14 protein-coding genes are annotated in these 16,731 nt (G+C 64.6%); 11 read left to right on the top strand and 3 right to left on the bottom strand.

The genetic code is table 11. The annotated features are described in order from the left end of the window. Positions 1 to 205: 205 nt before the first annotated feature. The 7 genes from eccCa (at position 206) to glmM (ending at position 9,010) form a co-directional block, all read left to right on the top strand. The gene (gene eccCa / locus AOT87_RS21460) at positions 206 to 4,192 is read left to right on the top strand and encodes a type VII secretion protein EccCa (RefSeq protein ID WP_057967490.1); all 3,987 of its coding nucleotides are present in this window, start codon (positions 206 to 208) and stop codon (positions 4,190 to 4,192) included. Next, positions 4,189 to 5,568, top strand: coding sequence for a type VII secretion-associated protein (locus AOT87_RS21455; protein ID WP_057967491.1), 1,380 nt, complete (start codon positions 4,189 to 4,191; stop codon positions 5,566 to 5,568). Before eccCa ends, AOT87_RS21455 begins: the two co-directional genes overlap by 4 nt. 142 nt (positions 5,569 to 5,710) lie before the next feature. Then, positions 5,711 to 5,989, top strand: coding sequence for a WXG100 family type VII secretion target (locus AOT87_RS21450; RefSeq protein ID WP_030096754.1), 279 nt, complete (start codon positions 5,711 to 5,713; stop codon positions 5,987 to 5,989). Between the two features lie 48 nt (positions 5,990 to 6,037). Further along, on the top strand, positions 6,038 to 6,325 hold the full coding sequence (locus tag AOT87_RS21445; protein WP_030096755.1) for a WXG100 family type VII secretion target: 288 nt from the start codon (positions 6,038 to 6,040) through the stop codon (positions 6,323 to 6,325). Between the two features lie 288 nt (positions 6,326 to 6,613). Further along, entirely contained in the window at positions 6,614 to 7,057 is a 444-nt protein-coding gene (rplM, locus tag AOT87_RS21440) for a 50S ribosomal protein L13 (RefSeq protein WP_030096756.1), read from the top strand. Beyond that, positions 7,054 to 7,587, top strand: a complete 534-nt coding sequence (rpsI, locus tag AOT87_RS21435) for a 30S ribosomal protein S9 (protein WP_030096757.1) — start codon at positions 7,054 to 7,056, stop codon at positions 7,585 to 7,587. The genes rplM and rpsI overlap by 4 nt, the downstream gene beginning before the upstream one ends. 103 nt (positions 7,588 to 7,690) lie before the next feature. Beyond that, positions 7,691 to 9,010, top strand: coding sequence for a phosphoglucosamine mutase (glmM, locus tag AOT87_RS21430; RefSeq protein ID WP_030096758.1), 1,320 nt, complete (start codon positions 7,691 to 7,693; stop codon positions 9,008 to 9,010). On the opposite strand, the gene AOT87_RS21425 is transcribed toward glmM, so the two are convergent. After that, entirely contained in the window at positions 9,007 to 10,521 is a 1,515-nt protein-coding gene (locus tag AOT87_RS21425) for an alkaline phosphatase D family protein (RefSeq protein WP_057967492.1), read from the bottom strand. The genes glmM and AOT87_RS21425 overlap by 4 nt on opposite strands. A 60-nt stretch (positions 10,522 to 10,581) precedes the next feature. Then, complete coding sequence (locus tag AOT87_RS21420; protein ID WP_030096760.1) at positions 10,582 to 11,619, bottom strand: LLM class F420-dependent oxidoreductase; 1,038 nt, start codon at positions 11,617 to 11,619, stop codon at positions 10,582 to 10,584. Between the two features lie 103 nt (positions 11,620 to 11,722). Here AOT87_RS21420 and AOT87_RS21415 point away from each other — a divergent pair, with 103 nt between their 5' ends. The 3 genes from AOT87_RS21415 to AOT87_RS21405 are packed head-to-tail and all read left to right on the top strand — an operon-like array spanning position 11,723 to position 13,858. Next, positions 11,723 to 12,031, top strand: coding sequence for a type VII secretion target (locus AOT87_RS21415; RefSeq protein WP_057967526.1), 309 nt, complete (start codon positions 11,723 to 11,725; stop codon positions 12,029 to 12,031). Then, positions 12,021 to 13,649, top strand: a complete 1,629-nt coding sequence (locus AOT87_RS21410; protein WP_057967493.1) for a hypothetical protein — start codon at positions 12,021 to 12,023, stop codon at positions 13,647 to 13,649. The genes AOT87_RS21415 and AOT87_RS21410 overlap by 11 nt, the downstream gene beginning before the upstream one ends. Then, positions 13,646 to 13,858 (top strand): hypothetical protein, encoded by a 213-nt coding sequence (locus tag AOT87_RS21405; protein ID WP_057967494.1) that lies wholly within the window; start codon positions 13,646 to 13,648, stop codon positions 13,856 to 13,858. The genes AOT87_RS21410 and AOT87_RS21405 overlap by 4 nt, the downstream gene beginning before the upstream one ends. Here AOT87_RS21405 and AOT87_RS21400 read toward each other — a convergent pair whose 3' ends face one another. Continuing rightward, positions 13,859 to 14,725, bottom strand: coding sequence for an alpha/beta hydrolase (locus AOT87_RS21400; protein WP_057967495.1), 867 nt, complete (start codon positions 14,723 to 14,725; stop codon positions 13,859 to 13,861). Between the two features lie 65 nt (positions 14,726 to 14,790). Between AOT87_RS21400 and glmS the strand changes: the two genes are divergently transcribed. Continuing rightward, the gene (glmS, locus tag AOT87_RS21395; RefSeq protein WP_057967496.1) at positions 14,791 to 16,656 is read left to right on the top strand and encodes a glutamine--fructose-6-phosphate transaminase (isomerizing); all 1,866 of its coding nucleotides are present in this window, start codon (positions 14,791 to 14,793) and stop codon (positions 16,654 to 16,656) included. Positions 16,657 to 16,731 lie beyond the last annotated feature (75 nt).

The raw sequence follows: 16,731 nt of genomic DNA, 5'->3' as shown, positions 1-16,731 counted from the left end.
GCTGAGCGCCGCCAGCGGTTCGGTGCATCCGGGCGAACGCCATCCACGCGACCAGCGGCTGCAGCGATCTTGTGAGCGAATTCGTTGCGGCACCGGATATAACGGCCCTATCCTGTAGCCCGCCGTGGGCTGGGCGGTAGCGTGGGTGCCACAGATTGCCACGAGATGTGACGCGGGGGAACCGGAGGGCCAGGGTGAGCACGGGGTGAACACCACAATATTCATTCGTCGGCCTCGGCTTGCGGTGCCTCGTGTCCCGGGCGGCGAGGTCAATGTGCAGCCGCCGCCGGAGATTCCGCGGCCGGTCCCGTCGCCGATCATCGCGAAGATCATGCCGCTGGTCATGGTCGTGGCAATGGTGGGCATGATCGCCTTCTTCGTCACCTCGGGAAGCTTCGGTGGTGGGGCAGGCGGCGGGATGATGCGCAGCCCGATGTTCATGCTGTTCCCGATCATGATGATGGTCTCGATGGTCAGCATGGTGTCCAACAGCGGCGGCAAGGGAGCCAAGACCAGCGAGATCAACGAGGATCGCAAGGATTACCTGCGGTACCTCGAAGTGGTGCGCAAGAACGTCACCGATACCGGTGCGGCCCAGCGCAAGGCGCTGCTCTGGAACAACCCGGACCCTGCCGCGCTGTGGACATTGGCCGGTGGCCGCCGCATGTGGGAGCGGCGTCCCGGAGACAGCGACTACTGCCATGTGCGTGTCGGAGTAGGGGATCAGCGTCTGGCGGCCCAGTTGGTGGCACCGGAGATCGGCCCGGTCGAGGAGCTGGAGCCGGTCGCGTCTGTGGCACTGCGGCGATTCGTGCGTACGCACTCGCTGGTGCCCGAGCTGCCTATCGCGTTGAACCTGAGAGGTTTTGCGGCCGTCACCATCGACGGTTCGCCGGAGGTGGCGCGAGGCATGTTGCGCGCCATGATCTGCCAGCTCGCGATGTTCCACGGGCCCGACCAGTTCTTGGTGGCGGCGGTGGTCAATCGGCATGCCGCCCCACACTGGGACTGGCTCAAATGGCTTCCGCACTCGCAGCATCCGAGCGCCTTCGACGGCGTCGGCTCATCTCGTCTGGTCTACCACTCGCTGGGTGAGGTCGAGGAATCGTTGGCGTCGCTGATCACCGAGCGGGAACGGTTCTCGCGGACCGCGCAGCCGTCCCCCGACCGGCCGCAGATTCTCATCATCGTCGACAGCGGCACGCTGATCGGGTCCGAACGCCTCATCGTCGACCACGGCATCGATTCGGTGACCCTCGTGGAGATCGGCACCAGGGTGGATCCGCTCGCGGCCCGTCGCGGTATGCAACTGGAGCTGACCGAACGCGGGCTGGGTGCCAAGGGCAACGTCGGGTCCGAGGTCTTCGCCCACCCGGATCACCTCACCGTCACCGAGGCGATGGCGTGTGCGCGCCGCTTGGCGCCCTATCGGGTGCTGACGGGCAGCGGCGACGAGGTTCAGATCCAGACCGAAGTCAGCACGCGCTGGTCCGACATCGTGGGTATCGGTGATCCCGGACTACTCAACCCGGAAGTAGTGTGGCGCAACAGGGTTGGCCGTGACAGGCTTCGGGTTCCGATCGGTATCGCGGTCGACGGCACTCCAATGGAGCTGGATATCAAGGAAGCCGCCGAGAACGGCATGGGTCCACACGGGCTCTGCATCGGTGCGACCGGTTCGGGTAAGTCGGAGTTTCTGCGCACGTTGACACTCGGCATGATCGCGACCCATTCGCCGGATGCGCTCAACCTCGTGCTCGTCGACTTCAAGGGTGGAGCGACGTTCCTGGGTCTGGATCGGGCACAGCACGTCGCGGCGATCATCACCAACCTCGCCGAAGAGGCGAACCTGGTGTCCCGCATGAAGGACGCTCTTGCCGGCGAGATGAACCGGCGCCAGGAGCTATTGCGCGCCGCGGGCAACTTCGCCAATGTCACTGAGTACGAGCGTGCGCGCGCTGCTGGTGCGTCCCTCGCCCCATTGCCGGCACTGTTCATCATCGTCGACGAGTTCTCCGAATTGCTGAGTCAGCATCCGGATTTTGCGGAGTTGTTCGTCGCTATCGGCCGTCTGGGCCGGTCGCTACATGTGCATCTATTGCTCGCTTCGCAGCGTCTGGATGAGGGTCGTCTGCGCGGGCTGGAATCGCACCTGTCTTATCGGCTCTGCTTGAAGACGTTCTCTGCCAACGAATCCCGTGCCGCGATCGGCGTGCCGGACGCCTATCATCTGCCCAACACTCCCGGTTCCTGCTACCTCAAGGACGACTCGGGGGAGCTGACGCGATTCCAAACCTCCTACGTCTCAGGTCCATATGTGCCGTACGGACCGGCGCGTCGGGCCGTCTCCTCGGGAGGCGGAGGTGCAGCGCCGCGCCTCTTTACCGCTGCGCCGGTGGCGCTGCAGATGCGTCCGGTGGAAGTGGTCGAAGATGACACTCCGGCCGCGTCCGAAGGGGCACCAGGAAGGTCGGTCATCGACACGATCCTCGATCGCGTTGAGGGGCATGGCAATCCGGCTCACGAGGTGTGGCTTCCGCCATTGGACGATTCGCCCACGCTGGGCGACCTGATTCCTCGTCACGGTCGTGCTGGTTTCGACGCGGTGGGCAGCCTGACCGTTCCGATCGGAATCGTGGACAGGCCGTACGAGCAGCGGCGCGACCCGTACATCGTCGACCTCTCCGCTGCGGCGGGCAACGTCGCCATTGTCGGCGCACCCCAGTCCGGGAAGTCGATGGCTGTCCGCACCCTGGTGACCTCGCTCGCGGTGACACACAGTCCCTCGCAGGTGCAGTTCTACTGCCTGGACTTCGGTGGTGGCACGCTCACGTCGTTGGCGCAGCTACCGCATGTCGGTTCGGTGGCCAGCCGCCTGGAATCAGATCTGATCCGGCGGACTTTCGCCGAAATGCTGACGATCGTCAGATCGCGTGAGAATGCCTTCCGCGCCTATGGAATTGACTCGATGGCCGAGTACCGGCGGCGCAAGGGTGCAGGTGACCCACAGCTTGCGAATGATCCATTCGGTGACGTGTTCTTCATCATCGATGGCTGGTCCACCGTACGGCAGGAGTTCGAGGCTCTCGAGCCACAGGTAACCGCGCTTGCGGCGCAGGGGCTTGGTTTCGGTGTGCACACCGTGGTCACGGCGTCGCGCTGGGCCGAGATCCGTCCGGCCCTGAAGGACCAGATCGGCACACGCGTCGAGCTTCGTCTCGGTGATCCACTGGACTCGGACTTCGATCGCAAGCTGGCACAGCTCGTGCCCGATGGCAGGCCGGGCCGGGGTATCACCCGCGACCGTCGGCACATGCTCATCGGATTGCCACGCGTCGACAGTGTCTCGTCGAATCAGGACCTTGGTGAGGCGATCAGTGCGGCCGCGGCGAGCATGCGCCAGCGCAGTACGGCGGAAGCGCCGAAGGTTCGCATGCTGCCGCACAAGATCGATTACGCCGCACTGGTTCCGCAGGCACCCCAAAACGATCAGCCGAACCTGCGCATCCTCGTCGGTATCAACGAAACCGAGCTGGCCCCGACGTTCCTGGAGTTCGGCGAGCAGCCGCACATGATGATCTTCGGCGACAGCGAGTGCGGCAAGACCGGCTTGTTGCGCACGATGTGCCGTGAGATCGTCCGCACCACCACCCCGGAACAGGTGCAGCTGTTCATCGTGGACTATCGGCGCACCTTGCTCGGTGTCGTCGAGACCGGGCATCTGGCCAAGTACGCAATGTCGAGCAATACCCTGGTCGATGAGGTGCCTGCGTTGATCGAGCTCCTCAAGTCGCGCATGCCGGGACCCGATGTGACTCAACAGGAATTGCGGGACAGGTCCTGGTGGTCCGGCCCGGAGATCTACATCCTGGTCGACGACTACGACCTGGTGGCGCTGGCAAGTGGAAACCCGCTGCTGCCACTGGCGGAGTACCTACCGCACTCGAAGGACATCGGCCTGCATGTTGTGATCGCGCGCCGCACCAGCGGTGCCTCGCGGGCGATGTTCGAGCCGATGATGGCCCGCATGAAGGACTTGTCCTGCATCGGTTTACAGATGAGTGGCAACAAAGATGAGGGTGTGCTGCTGGGGACGGTCAGACCGAGTGAGCAGCCTGCGGGGCGCGGCACCCTGGTCATGCGCTCGGGCGGTCAACAACTGATCCAAGTCGCCTGGAGCGATCCGCAGTGATTCTGGATCGCGACCCGCAGATAGGGACGCGGGTCGCGATCGAAGTGACCGAGACCGCAGTCCGAGCGCGAACCGACGCCGGCATCCGTGAGGCCGGACATTCCGATGTTCGGTCGGCGGTCGCCGCGCTCGATGACGAGATGGCCCTGTTACCGGGGCGCGTGGTTCCGTCCCGCGCACTCTGGGCAGCCCTGTTCGAGTCGTTGCTCACTGACCAGAATGCCCCGGTCCGCCTCGATTCCATGCAGCTGATCCATCCCACGGCGTGGAGTCCTGGACGACGCACCACGCTGTCGAATGCCGCGCGGATGATGGCCGCGAGACTGACCGTGCGTTCGCGCGCCATCGCTCTGGCCGAGCGCGGTGTGCGCACCGATTTGTCGGGGCGCTCCCTGGTGGTGGTCGAGGTGTCGCCCGGTGAGGTCGCCGTCATCGTCGTGGCGCACGGCTCCGCCGGTGAGCCGGAGGCGACGGTTCGTCATCTCGAAGAACGGTCCTGGGAGGCCAAGAACGCCGCAGACGTTGCGCGCGCCGTGGCACGTGCCGTCGAGGATGTGGTCCGCAGCGAACCGACGGGAGTCGCCGCGATCCTCGTCGACTCGGCCGATAGTGAGATGGGTGAGGCGATCGTCGACGCGGTCGATCGGATCGGCTTGACTCCTGGGGTATCGCAGGTCGCCGAGGATTCGGTATTTCGCGATGTCGGTCAAGCTCCGCGGGGGCCGGCGTTTGTCGATGAGCCGGCCGAAGAGCCCGTTGTGGCCAGAAGGCCCGAATGGACACCCGCATCGCCCGCGAGATCCGCGCCGCGGCTTCCCGCGTGGTGGCCGCTTGCCGCGATTGGTCTGGCCGCCGCAGTGGTCGTCACTGGTGTTGTCGTGACCGTGGCCTCCGCGCGGGAGCGGCGAGCGTCGCCGACGGCTCCCGTGGTGGCGACATCGCTGCTGGTAGAGGGGCATGTGCAGTTCATGGTTCCGGCCGAGTGGGCGGTACGGCGTATCCCTGCGGGCGGTGCCGGCTCAGCGAGGGTCGAGGTGATCTCACCCGCGGACCCCGAGGCGGTCGTGCATGTGACCCAGGTGCGGGTGAAGTCGACAGAAACCTTGGCCTCAACAGCCGAGACGCTGCGAGCTGCCATGACGAAGGAGCCGCCGGGGGTATTCACCGATTTCAAGGCCGACGACCACAAGGCGGACCGGCCAGCTGTTACCTACACCGAGGTGCGCGAGGGCCATGACATCGCATGGACGGTGCTTCTGGATGATGACCTGAGAATAGGAGTTGGCTGCCAGTTCAAGAAGGATAGCTATGTTGATGTCGAGCAGGCTTGTGATCTGGCGATCCGAACTGCACATGCGGTAAAGTCGGGTAACTAGCAAGATTGCTGAAAAAAACTTTGAAAAAGATGGAACCGATCTGACGGTCAGGCCATCGTATGTAGTTGTAAGGACAAAACCGGCCAGAAACCGGAAGTCACACCCGTGACTGGCCGGGCCTGGGGACAAGGGAGGAACTGAAGTGGCTGTTTTTCAGAATGACCTGGCGTTGCTCGATTCCACTGCCAAGAAGATTGACGGCAAGTACCAGGAGTTCACTGCGATGCAGTCCCAGTTGCGGGACCGCGTAGCGGTGGGCACCAGCACCTGGCAGGGACAGGCGCGGCATGCCTTCGACGAGGCGATGGCTCGTTTCGATCAGGAGATGGGCGACATCCAGAAGGTGCTGATCGGGATTCACGACACCATGGAGTCGAACAAGCGTCGCATCCAGGAGATGGACGAGGGCCAGACCTTCTAAGCGTCTCGTAATAGTCATCAAAGACATCACTAGCAAAGGGGATTGACCATGCAGATTACTTACAACCACGGCGAGATCGACGCGCTGGTTGCCGATGTCAAGGGCATCATCAACAAGTTCCAGGCCGGCCTGGAGGAGCTGCAGCACGACATCCAGCCCCTGGTCCAGCAGGCTGAGGGCCAGGAAGCGACTGCTTACCAGGAGTACCAGAAGGCTTGGCACCAGTCCGCTGAGGACCTCAACCAGATCCTGACCCAGCTCAACTCCAAGGTTGACCAGGGTAACCAGGATGCGCAGCACACCGACCAGAGCGCTGCGGGCGCCTGGCACGGCTAAATCGCCGACGGTTTGTTCAAGACCCTGTGGGGCCTTGGTGGGGGAGAGCCACCAAGGCCCCACAGTTTTTTGTGTGAAGTGTCCGGGGTGCTCACAGGGCGGGCTCGACCGCGTTTTGACCTGCGGTGACGTCGCCCGGTAAGCTCCTCCGTTGGCGTGCGGTATGTCATCGCACACGAGGCTCGGGTCACCACTGGTCGCCGAGATCAACCTCCACCGTCCGCCATGACCAGCGCTCCGAACGGCAACAGCCGTCCGGGGATCCACCCGAGTAGACAAGGAAAGACTGTGCCTACCTACACGCCGAAGGCGGGTGACATCACCACAAGCTGGTATGTCATCGACGCCACGGATGTAGTGCTCGGCCGTCTTGCCGTTCAAGCAGCCACCCTGCTGCGCGGCAAGCACAAGCCGACCTACGCCCCGCATGCTGATGGTGGCGATTTCGTCGTCATCATCAACGCAGAGAAGATTGCCCTCAGCGGCAAGAAGCTCACCGACAAGTTCGCCTACCGTCACTCGGGCTTCCCGGGCGGTCTGCGTAAGCGCAGCATCGGCGAGCAGCTGGAGAAGTTCCCCACTCGCACGGTGGAGAAGGCAATCATCGGCATGCTGCCCAAGAACAAGCTTGGCCGCCAGATCGAGCGCAAGCTGAAGGTGTACGCAGGTCCCGAGCACCCCCACGCCGCGCAGCAGCCGATCCCGTTCGAGATTAAGCAGGTGGCTCAGTGACCGATATCGCCGAAGAGCAGACCCCCGAAGAGAACGCGGACATCGCAGTGGACGGCGGCGACCAAGCGGTCGTCGAGGTCGTTGTTGAGGATTCCGCCGAAGAGACTGCCGTCAAGGCCGCTCCTCGTGGGCCCGTCGTCATCGACAAGCCCATCCAGACCGTTGGCCGCCGTAAGGAGGCCGTCGTCCGCGTGCGCCTCGTCCCCGGCACCGGCAAGTTCCACCTGGATGGCCGCACTCTGGAGGAGTACTTCCCGAACAAGGTGCACCAGCAGCTCATCAAGGCGCCGCTGGTTTCCGTCAACCGTGTGGACAGCGTGGACATCTACGCTCACCTGTCCGGTGGCGGCCCTTCGGGTCAGGCGGGCGCGCTGCGTCTGGCCATCGCCCGTGCGCTCATCATCGTGGAGCCCGAGGACCGTCCGGTGCTGAAGAAGGCCGGCTTCCTCACTCGTGACCCGCGTGCGATCGAGCGTAAGAAGTACGGTCTCAAGAAGGCCCGTAAGGCGCCTCAGTACTCGAAGCGCTGATCGACTCTGTTCGTCCGCGTATTGCGCCGGCACACAACCTGTGTGTCGGCGCAATCGCGTTATTGGGCCAGTTTGGTATGACTGGTTATGGAAGGTTTACTGCATGGGCTCACTATTCGGCACTGACGGTGTGCGTGGTGTCGCGAATGCCGAGCTGACAGCCGAGCTTGCGGTCGCGCTGGGCTCGGCCGCGGCGCGGTCGTTGGCCAGTGGTCACGCCATCGCGGTCGTGGGCCGAGATCCGCGCGCCAGCGGTGAGATGTTGGAGGCTGCGGTTGTCGCGGGTATCGCGGCAGAAGGCGTCGACGTGCTGCGAGTCGGTGTGCTGCCCACCCCGGCGGTGGCATACCTGACGGGTGCCTACGGAGCGGCCTTCGGCGTCATGATCTCGGCCTCGCATAACCCCATGCCGGACAACGGCATCAAGATCTTCGGCGCCGGCGGTCACAAGCTTGATGACTCCGCCGAGGATGCCATCGAGGCGCAGCTGGATACTCCTGCGGCACGTCCGACCGGGGCGGGCATCGGGCGTGTGCGCGACGCCGTCGACGCCCTCGACCGGTATCTGCATCATGTTCACAATGCCGCCACCCATCCGCTGAGCGGAGTCACCGTGGTGGTCGACTGTGCGCACGGTGCGGCCTCCGACGCGGCGCCCTTGGCCTACCGCGCCGCGGGTGCTCACGTGATAGACATCAATGCCGACCCAGACGGGCTCAATATCAACGACGGTTGTGGGTCAACGCATCTCGGTCCACTGCAGGCCGCCGTGAAGGCCCACGATGCTCACCTCGGGCTTGCGCATGACGGCGACGCTGACAGATGCCTTGCGGTAGATGCGGATGGGAACGTCATCGATGGCGACGCCATCATGGTCGTGCTCGCCGCGGCGATGGCGGAAGCCGGTGAACTTACCGATAACACGCTGGTCACCACGGTGATGAGCAATCAGGGATTGCATATCGCCATGCGTTCGGCGGGCATCGACGTCAAGGTGACCGGTGTCGGTGACCGCTATGTGCTGGAGGAGTTGCGCGCGGGCCAATTCGCCTTGGGGGGCGAGCAATCCGGTCATATCGTGTTGCCCTCACTGGCCACTACCGGAGACGGGATCGTCACTGGCCTGCGTCTCATGTCCCGGATGGCTCAAACAGGTAAGTCATTGGCTGATCTTGCGTCCGCGATGCGTAGCCTGCCGCAGACGCTGATCAACGTGCCGGTCTCGGATAAGCACACGGTGGCGAAGGCACCCGAGGTGCTTGCGGCCGTCGCCGCTGTGGAGTCTGAGCTTGCGGGCAATGGCCGAATCCTGTTGCGTCCTTCCGGAACTGAGCAACTCGTTCGTGTCATGGTGGAGGCCGACGAGCAGTCGACCGCACAGCGCCTCGCCGAGCGGGTGGCCGAGGTGGTCGGCGCGGTCTAGGCGCGCGCCAGGCTGCGGGTGTACAGCGCGGAACCCGCAGCGTCGCACAGGGTGACGGTGAGATCGCCGCTTGTGCCGTCGATATCGACCTGCCCGAAATGCTGGTAGCCGTCCAGCGGTGACTGCTGATCCGGCGGTGCCGCGTGGACGTAATCCGCTCGCGGCCCGAAGGTTCCGTCGAGTGGCTTCTCCTGGCCGGCGCCGGCATGCAGTGGACCCGACACAAACTCCCAGAACGGGTCGAAGTCTGTGAAGGCGGCACGCGCAGGCGAGTATTCATGCGCCGCGGTGTAGTGCACATCGGCGGTCAGCCACACCACATTGCGGACCTGTCGCGCTTTTAGTTGCGAGAGGATGTGTGCCAGTTCGGTTTCTCGCCCCAGAGGGGGGCCGTTATCGCCATTGGCGACGGCCTCGAAGTTCGTCTTGCCGTCGGGTACCACCAGCGCCAGCGGCAGGTCATTGGCGACGATCTTCCATACTGCCTTGGATGATGCCATGGCGTTGATCAGCCATTCGGTTTGGCGGGCGCCGAAGATGGCGCCGTGCTGCTGCCGGTTGGTGGAGTTGGGATCCTTGTAGCTGCGCATGTCGAGGATGAACACGTCCAATAGCGGACCGTATGAGACTCGTTGGTACACAAGGCCGTCAACGGCTTCGCGGCGTTCGGTTGGTTGCCATTCATGGAATGCCCGGTGCCCGTGTTGTGCGAGCACATCGACTCGCTTTTCGGTGTACTTGTCGTTCTCCAGAATCTCGCCCGGATACCAGTTGTTGAGCACTTCGTGGTCATCCCACTGCACTAGTTGCGGAACGTGCGCGTTGAAGTAGCGGTAGTTTGCATCGGTGAGGTTGTACGCGTGTTGGCCGCGATACTGGTCGAGTGTCTGTGCCACAGCGCTTTTCGCCTCGGATACCTCGTTGCGCCATAGCCGTCCGTCGGGCAGGGTCAATGTTTCCTGGATCGGAACATCCGCGTACACCGTGTCCCCGCTGTGCAGGAAGAACTGCGGATTCCGGTCCGCCATGGTGCGGAAGATCCTCATCCCGCCGACGTCTGGATTGATGCCGAATCCTTGTCCCGCCACATCGCCGGACCAGATCAGTCGCACGTTTCGTGCGTCGGCCGGTGCTGTCCGGAAGACGCCGGTAACAGGCTCACTCAGGGCTCCATCGGAGTCCAGTGTCACCCGGTAGTGCACCTCGCTGTCCGCGGGCAGGCCGGTCAGGCGCAGCCGGCCTGTCCCGTCAGACTCCGGCGTGAGCGTCGGGCCGGTGAAACGTCGCACGTCCGAGAAGCTTTCGGTGGCAGCTGTTTCGACGAGCATGGTGGCCGGGCGATCCGAGCGGGCCCAGACCAACGCCCCGTCAGAGCGGGGGAATCCGCTTGCGACTCCATGCGTCAGTCTCGGACGAGTCGTCACCAACGCCGGCCCGCATGCCGCCGCCGGAGCAACAACGAGCCCAAGCAGGGCGGCACGCAGGACCGTGCGGCGCGGAATGGCTGTCATCCCACCACCTTCGGGGTGGCAGGCAAACGTACGCCGAACGCTACGCGAACGGCGTACGAATCACAGCAGCTCGCGCAGAGCCTCGACATGCTTGATCCGGCCTGCCGCATCGGCGGCGAGCGGGGCGACATTGAGAGTCGTCACACCTGCCTCCTTGAAGGCCGCAACCCGTTCGGCGACAAAGCTCTTGGGCCCGATGAGCGAGATGTTCCTGACCAGCTCGTCAGGCACTGCGTCGGTCGCCTCGGCCTTCTTGCCCGCCAGGTAAAGCTCCTGGATCGTGTCGGCTTCCTTGCCGAAACCGTATGCGGTCGCGAGGTTGTGGTAGAAGTTCTTGCCCTTGGCGCCCATGCCGCCGATGTAGAGCGCCAGGCTCGGCTTGACGAATCCGTACAGCGCTTCGACGTCGTCACCGATCGCGAGTGCGGGCCCGGCGTAGACCTCGAGCTCGCCGAGTGAAGGGTCGCGCTTGGCCTTGCCTTCGGCCAGGGCGGCCCCCCACACGTCATTGGCCTTCTCGGGAAGGAAGAAGATGGGCTGCCAGCCCTCGGCGATCTCGGCGGTCAGTGCCACGTTCTTGGGGCCAAGAGCGGCGATGAGTACCGGAATGCGGTCGCGCACTGGGTGATTGATCAGCTTCAGCGCCTTGCCCAAGCCGGTGCCCTGTTCGGGAGGCAGTGGCACGGTGAAGTACTTGCCTTCGAATTCCAGGCGTTCCCGACGCCACACCTTGCGGCAGATCTCGACGGTTTCACGAGTGCGGCCCAGGGGAGCGTCGTACTTCACGCCGTGGAATCCCTCGATGACCTGCGGGCCCGAGGCGCCGATGCCCAGGACGAACCGGCCGTTGGAGACATAATCCAGACCGGCCGCCGTCATGGCCAGCAAGGTGGGGGTTCGGGTGTACAGCTGGAAGATCCCCGACGCGAGCTTTACGGTGGATGTCTTGGCAGCGAGAAACCCGAGCTGGCTCGCGGCGTCATACGAGTAGGCCTCGGCGACGAACGCGATGTCCAACCCGACTTTCTCCAGCTCAGCGAGCTCGTCAACGACTTCGGTGAATCCGCCGGCATAGCTCAGCGTGGTTCCAATGCGCATGCGGCGACCCTACCCGACCAAGCGGTTGAACGGGAAGACGCATGATCCACAGATCGGTGAAAAAAGATGGAACCGGAAGTGGCATGCACCCGTCGTAGTCAATATGGGAGAAACCTCGATCAACGTCGCTGGTGTCCGGGGGGTCGCTGGGGAGTTCGACAGCGTGGCAGAAGAGCTGCAAAAAGCCATTCAGCAGCTGCGTGGGTTGTCTTTCGGTGGGGCATCGGCCGGACGGTGGCACACGGCCAAGGGCGACGCGGTCAGGGATGGGCTGCGCGAGGTGGTCACTCACCTCGAGGACTGGCAGCGCACCAACACCGCGATCGCCGAACAACTCCGTGCGACCGCGCAGCGTTATGCGGATCGGGATGCCAAGAACAAGGCAAGGGTGGCTGCAGCCAATGGCCGGTAAGTACGACATCGAGTCGCTGCGCAGCGAGGGCATCCAGGCGATCGCGAACTCGCAGAACTACACGACCACCGCGATCCGGGGAAACGGTAAGTCGCCGGTCACGATCACCAACCCGGATCTCACCGCCAACGAGCGCCAGCTGTTCGATTGGTACGACATGGACGCCGGCATGGACCTGAACAAGCTCGGTGCGGATCTTGAGCTGTTCAAGAGCGCGGTGACCACCATGAAGTCCGCCGCCGAACGTCAGCACGGACAGCTGCAGCAGCTCATGGGCATGTGGGAAGGCAAAGGCTCGGAGGCTGCGAATCAGTTCCTGCGAACGCACAACTCCACCGCCGATGCGGTGACCAAGGAATTCGGGCAGGTATCCACCGGTCTGGACGGGTTACGCGAAACGCTCTGGACCATCGTCGATCTCAAGAAGCAGGCATCGACCATGGTCGATGGGTTGGTGACCGATCGTGCGTCCTTTGACAGTGCCGTCGCCACCTACAAGACCGGTACCGGCGACAGGTCGGTGGCCGACGAGACCAACGCCACGAAGATCGGTCCGCACGTCCAGCAGAACATCGAGGGCAAATGGCTTCCTGCCATGAAGGCGGCATGGGGCAAGGGTGGCGAGGCGTACGACACGTTCACCAGTGCGCTGAAGCAGGAGCTGCCCGCGGAGTTCAAGAACCCGCCCGGCCAGCTCGGACCGGAGTACGACTCGGACACCGAGTCCCCGCAGAACTCCACGGACAGGGACAGGGACAAAAACAAGGGCGGCAAGCAGGAGTCAGATGCTGCCGGGGGTGGCCAGAGCAGCGCCGCCAACGGGTCCGCCGGCGGCGGCGCGGGCGGCGGGATGCAGGGCACGGCGACCCCGGCCTCCGCGATGGGTAATCAGGGCGGGCAGATGGCTGGCGGTGGGCAGCAGGGTGCCGGCCAGGGGCAAGGGCAGCAGGGGATGGACCCGAGCCAGATTGTCAGCGGGTTGACCGGGGCCATGACGGGTGCGCTCGGATCCATCGGCCAGGCGGCCAGTGGCATTGTCAGCGCCATCACGGAGGGCCTCTCCAGCATCCCGTTCGACCAGTTGGGACAGGGCGGCGATGCCGGCGACGAGAAGCCCGAGGACAAGATCGAGGGGGAGGCCGACGAGGCTGCCGACAAGAATGACCCGGACACCAAGATGGCGGCGGCCAAGGATGCGGCGATCCAGGAGGCCCGCTCGGATGCGGGCGCGACGTTCGCCACAGATGGCAAGCCGATGCAGGGCCCGGGCGTTCAGCTGGCAGGAGCAGGTGGCGTGGAAGCCACTCCGACCCCTGCGGGTCAGACCACCCCGGGTGCGCCACTCGGGACCACGACGCCGCCGGGGGGTGCGGTTCCGCCGTCTACCGGTGGCCTGTCTGCCGCACAGCCCGCCGGATCGATGTCGCCGGTAAACCCACCGCCGGTCCACACACAGCAGCCGAACGCGGCCCAGCATCCCGAGCCTGCGCAGCAGCCCTCACCCGTGCCCTCGGTGGGGCCCAGCGGCCGGCAGGCTCAGCCTCAGGCCGCGGGGACGGATGCCGGGGAGACGCCGTGTGAAATCGCCGCCGATGAACTGCCTAAGGCTGGGCGATGATCGACATCACCGACGCCCTCGCAGGCATCGTCTCGGATTTCGAGAGCACCCTGGATCAGCTGCGGGATGACGCCGACGCAGCACGCGGCGACATGATGCTCGATGAGTCCGCCGAGGTCACGGAACTTCAGATGCCCCTGCAGATCCATATGACCGAGTCCGACTTCGACGAGGACGACATCTACCGCTGGCAGCGGTGGCGGCGCTGACTACCTCAGCAGCGATTGCACGCGATCGATCTGGCTGATCTCCAGCGCAGCGGCGTCGGGCAGCGAGGTATTCGGTAGTTCAGCTGCCGGGTCCGCGAAGTCGCGGTAGCGCTTGTCTCCGGCAAGCTGGAACAGCAGGTATCCGGTCAACAGGGCACGAGTGTTGCGCTGGGTTGCCCGGTTCGATCCGCCGAGTCCGACAAACCTGCGCAGCCAGCTGTGTTCCGGTAGCCCGCTGGACTTCGCCTTCGCGACGTTCCGCAACTCGGCACCGGGCCACGCCTGCGAGAGCGCCAGGGCATTCGATCGCAGCGATTGGGCGTCGTCGGTGCTCGTGACAACGAGGCCGGGGATGGTCAACGTGGCGGCACTGTTCTCGACGGGCGGCTGCGTCGCGCTGGGAAACAGCGCGACGACGGCCTTGGGGCCCGTCGGCCGGTTCTTCTTGTCCACCAGCGCTGAGGACCGCGCGGCCGCGAACACCGCCGCCGAGGCCCCCAACCCATGACCGGCCAGCGCGAGTTTGGTCGGATGCACGCTGATCTTGCCGTCGCCGAGGCGCACCCGGGTCACGATCTCGAGTGTTGTGGCCAAGTCGGCAGCCAGATTCAGGTGTGACGGGATCAACCCCTTCTCGGTGTCCGGGGCTGCCGCGACGATTCCCCAGGATGCGAGATGTTCCAGAGTCGCTCGGTACTTGTTCGTACCGGTCAGCCAGTCGTGTCCGAACGCCACCGCAGGCAGATTGAAGCCGGAATCCGGTGTGTAGACGACGCCGCTCACCCCGGCGAAGGCCAGGTCGCCACGCAGAACCTTGTGCGGACCACGACGGGTCAGAGCTTTGAATAGCGTGCGGGTACTCGCCATGGCATGACCGTAGCTGATCGTTGTCGTTGCGGACCGCAGCGGGAACTGAACTACCCTGGTGGGCTATGTGCGGAATCGTCGGGTACGTCGGCCACCGGGACGCCCTTGGTGTCGTCCTCGAGGCGCTGCGGCGACTCGAGTACCGGGGCTATGACTCGGCGGGGGTTGCGCTGGCCGACGGCAGCGGCGGGCTGCTGGTGCAGCGCAAGGCGGGCCGGCTGGCCAACCTGGAATCCGCGATCGCGGAATCGGGAGAATCCTTCGGCGCTACCACCGGCATGGGGCACACCCGCTGGGCCACCCACGGTGCCCCCACCGACCGCAACGCTCACCCGCATCGGGATGCGACCGGCAAGGTCGCGGTGGTCCATAACGGGATCATCGAGAACTTCCCCGCATTGCGTGCCGAGCTGGAGGCCGCGGGCGTCGAGTTCGCCAGCGACACCGACTCCGAGGTGGCCGTGCATCTGGTGGCGCGCCAGTACGAATCCGGAGACACCGCCGGCGACTTCGTGGCGTCGGTGCAGGCTGTGGTGCGACGGCTGGAGGGGCACTTCACTCTCGTCTTCTCCCACGCCGACGACCCGGGCACGATCGTGGCCGCACGCCGGTCCACCCCGCTGGTCGTGGGTATCGGCGACGGCGAGATGTTCCTCGGGTCCGACGTTGCCGCGTTCATCGAATACACCAGGGAAGCCGTCGAACTGGGGCAGGACCAGGTTGTGGTGATCACCGCGGACGGCTATCGCATCACCGACTTCGCGGGTAACGATGACGCCGACAATGCGCGGGTCTTCACGATCGACTGGGACCTGTCGGCCGCGGAAAAGGGCGGCTACGAATACTTCATGCTCAAGGAGATCGCCGAACAGCCGGCGGCGGTGTCCGACACCTTGTTGGGGCACTTCGACCTTGGCCGGATAATTCTCGATGAGCAGCGGCTCTCCGATCAGGAACTGCGCGATATCGACAAGGTGTTCGTGGTGGCCTGCGGTACGGCATTCCATTCGGGCCTGCTGGCCAAGTACGCCATCGAGCATTGGACACGGCTGCCCGTGGAGATCGAGCTCGCGAGCGAATTCCGCTACCGCGACCCGGTTTTGGATCGCAGCACGCTCGTCGTCGCCATTTCGCAATCGGGTGAGACCGCGGACACCCTGGAAGCGGTGCGGCACGCCAAGGAGCAGAAGGCCAAGGTGCTGGCCGTCTGCAATACCAACGGTTCGCAGATTCCCCGTGAATGCGATGCGGTGCTTTACACGCGGGCCGGGCCGGAGATCGGTGTCGCCGCGACGAAGACATTCCTGGCCCAGGTGACCGCCAATTACATTGTGGGCCTGGCCTTGGCGCAGGCTCGCGGGACCAAATACCCCGACGAAGTGGCTCGTGAGTACCACGAGCTGGAGGCCATGCCGGAGTTGATCGAGCGCGTCATCGCCGCCATGGATCCGGTCGCCGAGCTCGCGCGGCAGTACGCGCAGTCCTCCAGCATCTTGTTCCTGGGGCGCCATGTCGGATACCCGGTGGCGCTGGAGGGTGCGCTCAAGCTCAAGGAGCTGGCGTACATGCACGCCGAGGGATTCGCGGCCGGCGAGCTTAAGCACGGGCCGATCGCGCTGATCGAAGAGGGGCTGCCGGTCATCGTGGTGATGCCGTCACCCAAGGGCATGGGGTTGCTGCATTCGAAGCTGCTCAGCAACATTCGTGAGATTCAGGCTCGCGGGGCGCGGACGATCGTGATCGCCGAAGAGGGCGATGAGACGATCCGGCCGTACGCGGACCACCTCATCGAGATTCCGGCGGTGTCGACGTTGTACCAGCCGTTGCTCTCCACGATTCCGATGCAGGTGTTCGCCGCGGCGGTGGCGCAGGCCCGGGGATACGACGTGGACAAACCGCGGAACCTGGCCAAGTCGGTAACCGTCGAATAGCGGCGTCTGCATCCTGTGGCGCGCCAACCCTGCGTCGTCGACCCCGCGGCGTACCGTCTGCATCGCACGCCCACC

Source organism: Mycobacteroides sp. H003 (assembly GCF_001440135.1).
GTDB lineage: Bacteria > Actinomycetota > Actinomycetes > Mycobacteriales > Mycobacteriaceae > Mycobacterium > Mycobacterium gwanakae.
The sequence above is the reverse complement of the archived record's forward strand: the minus strand, read 5'-3'. Positions and strand labels throughout refer to the sequence as shown.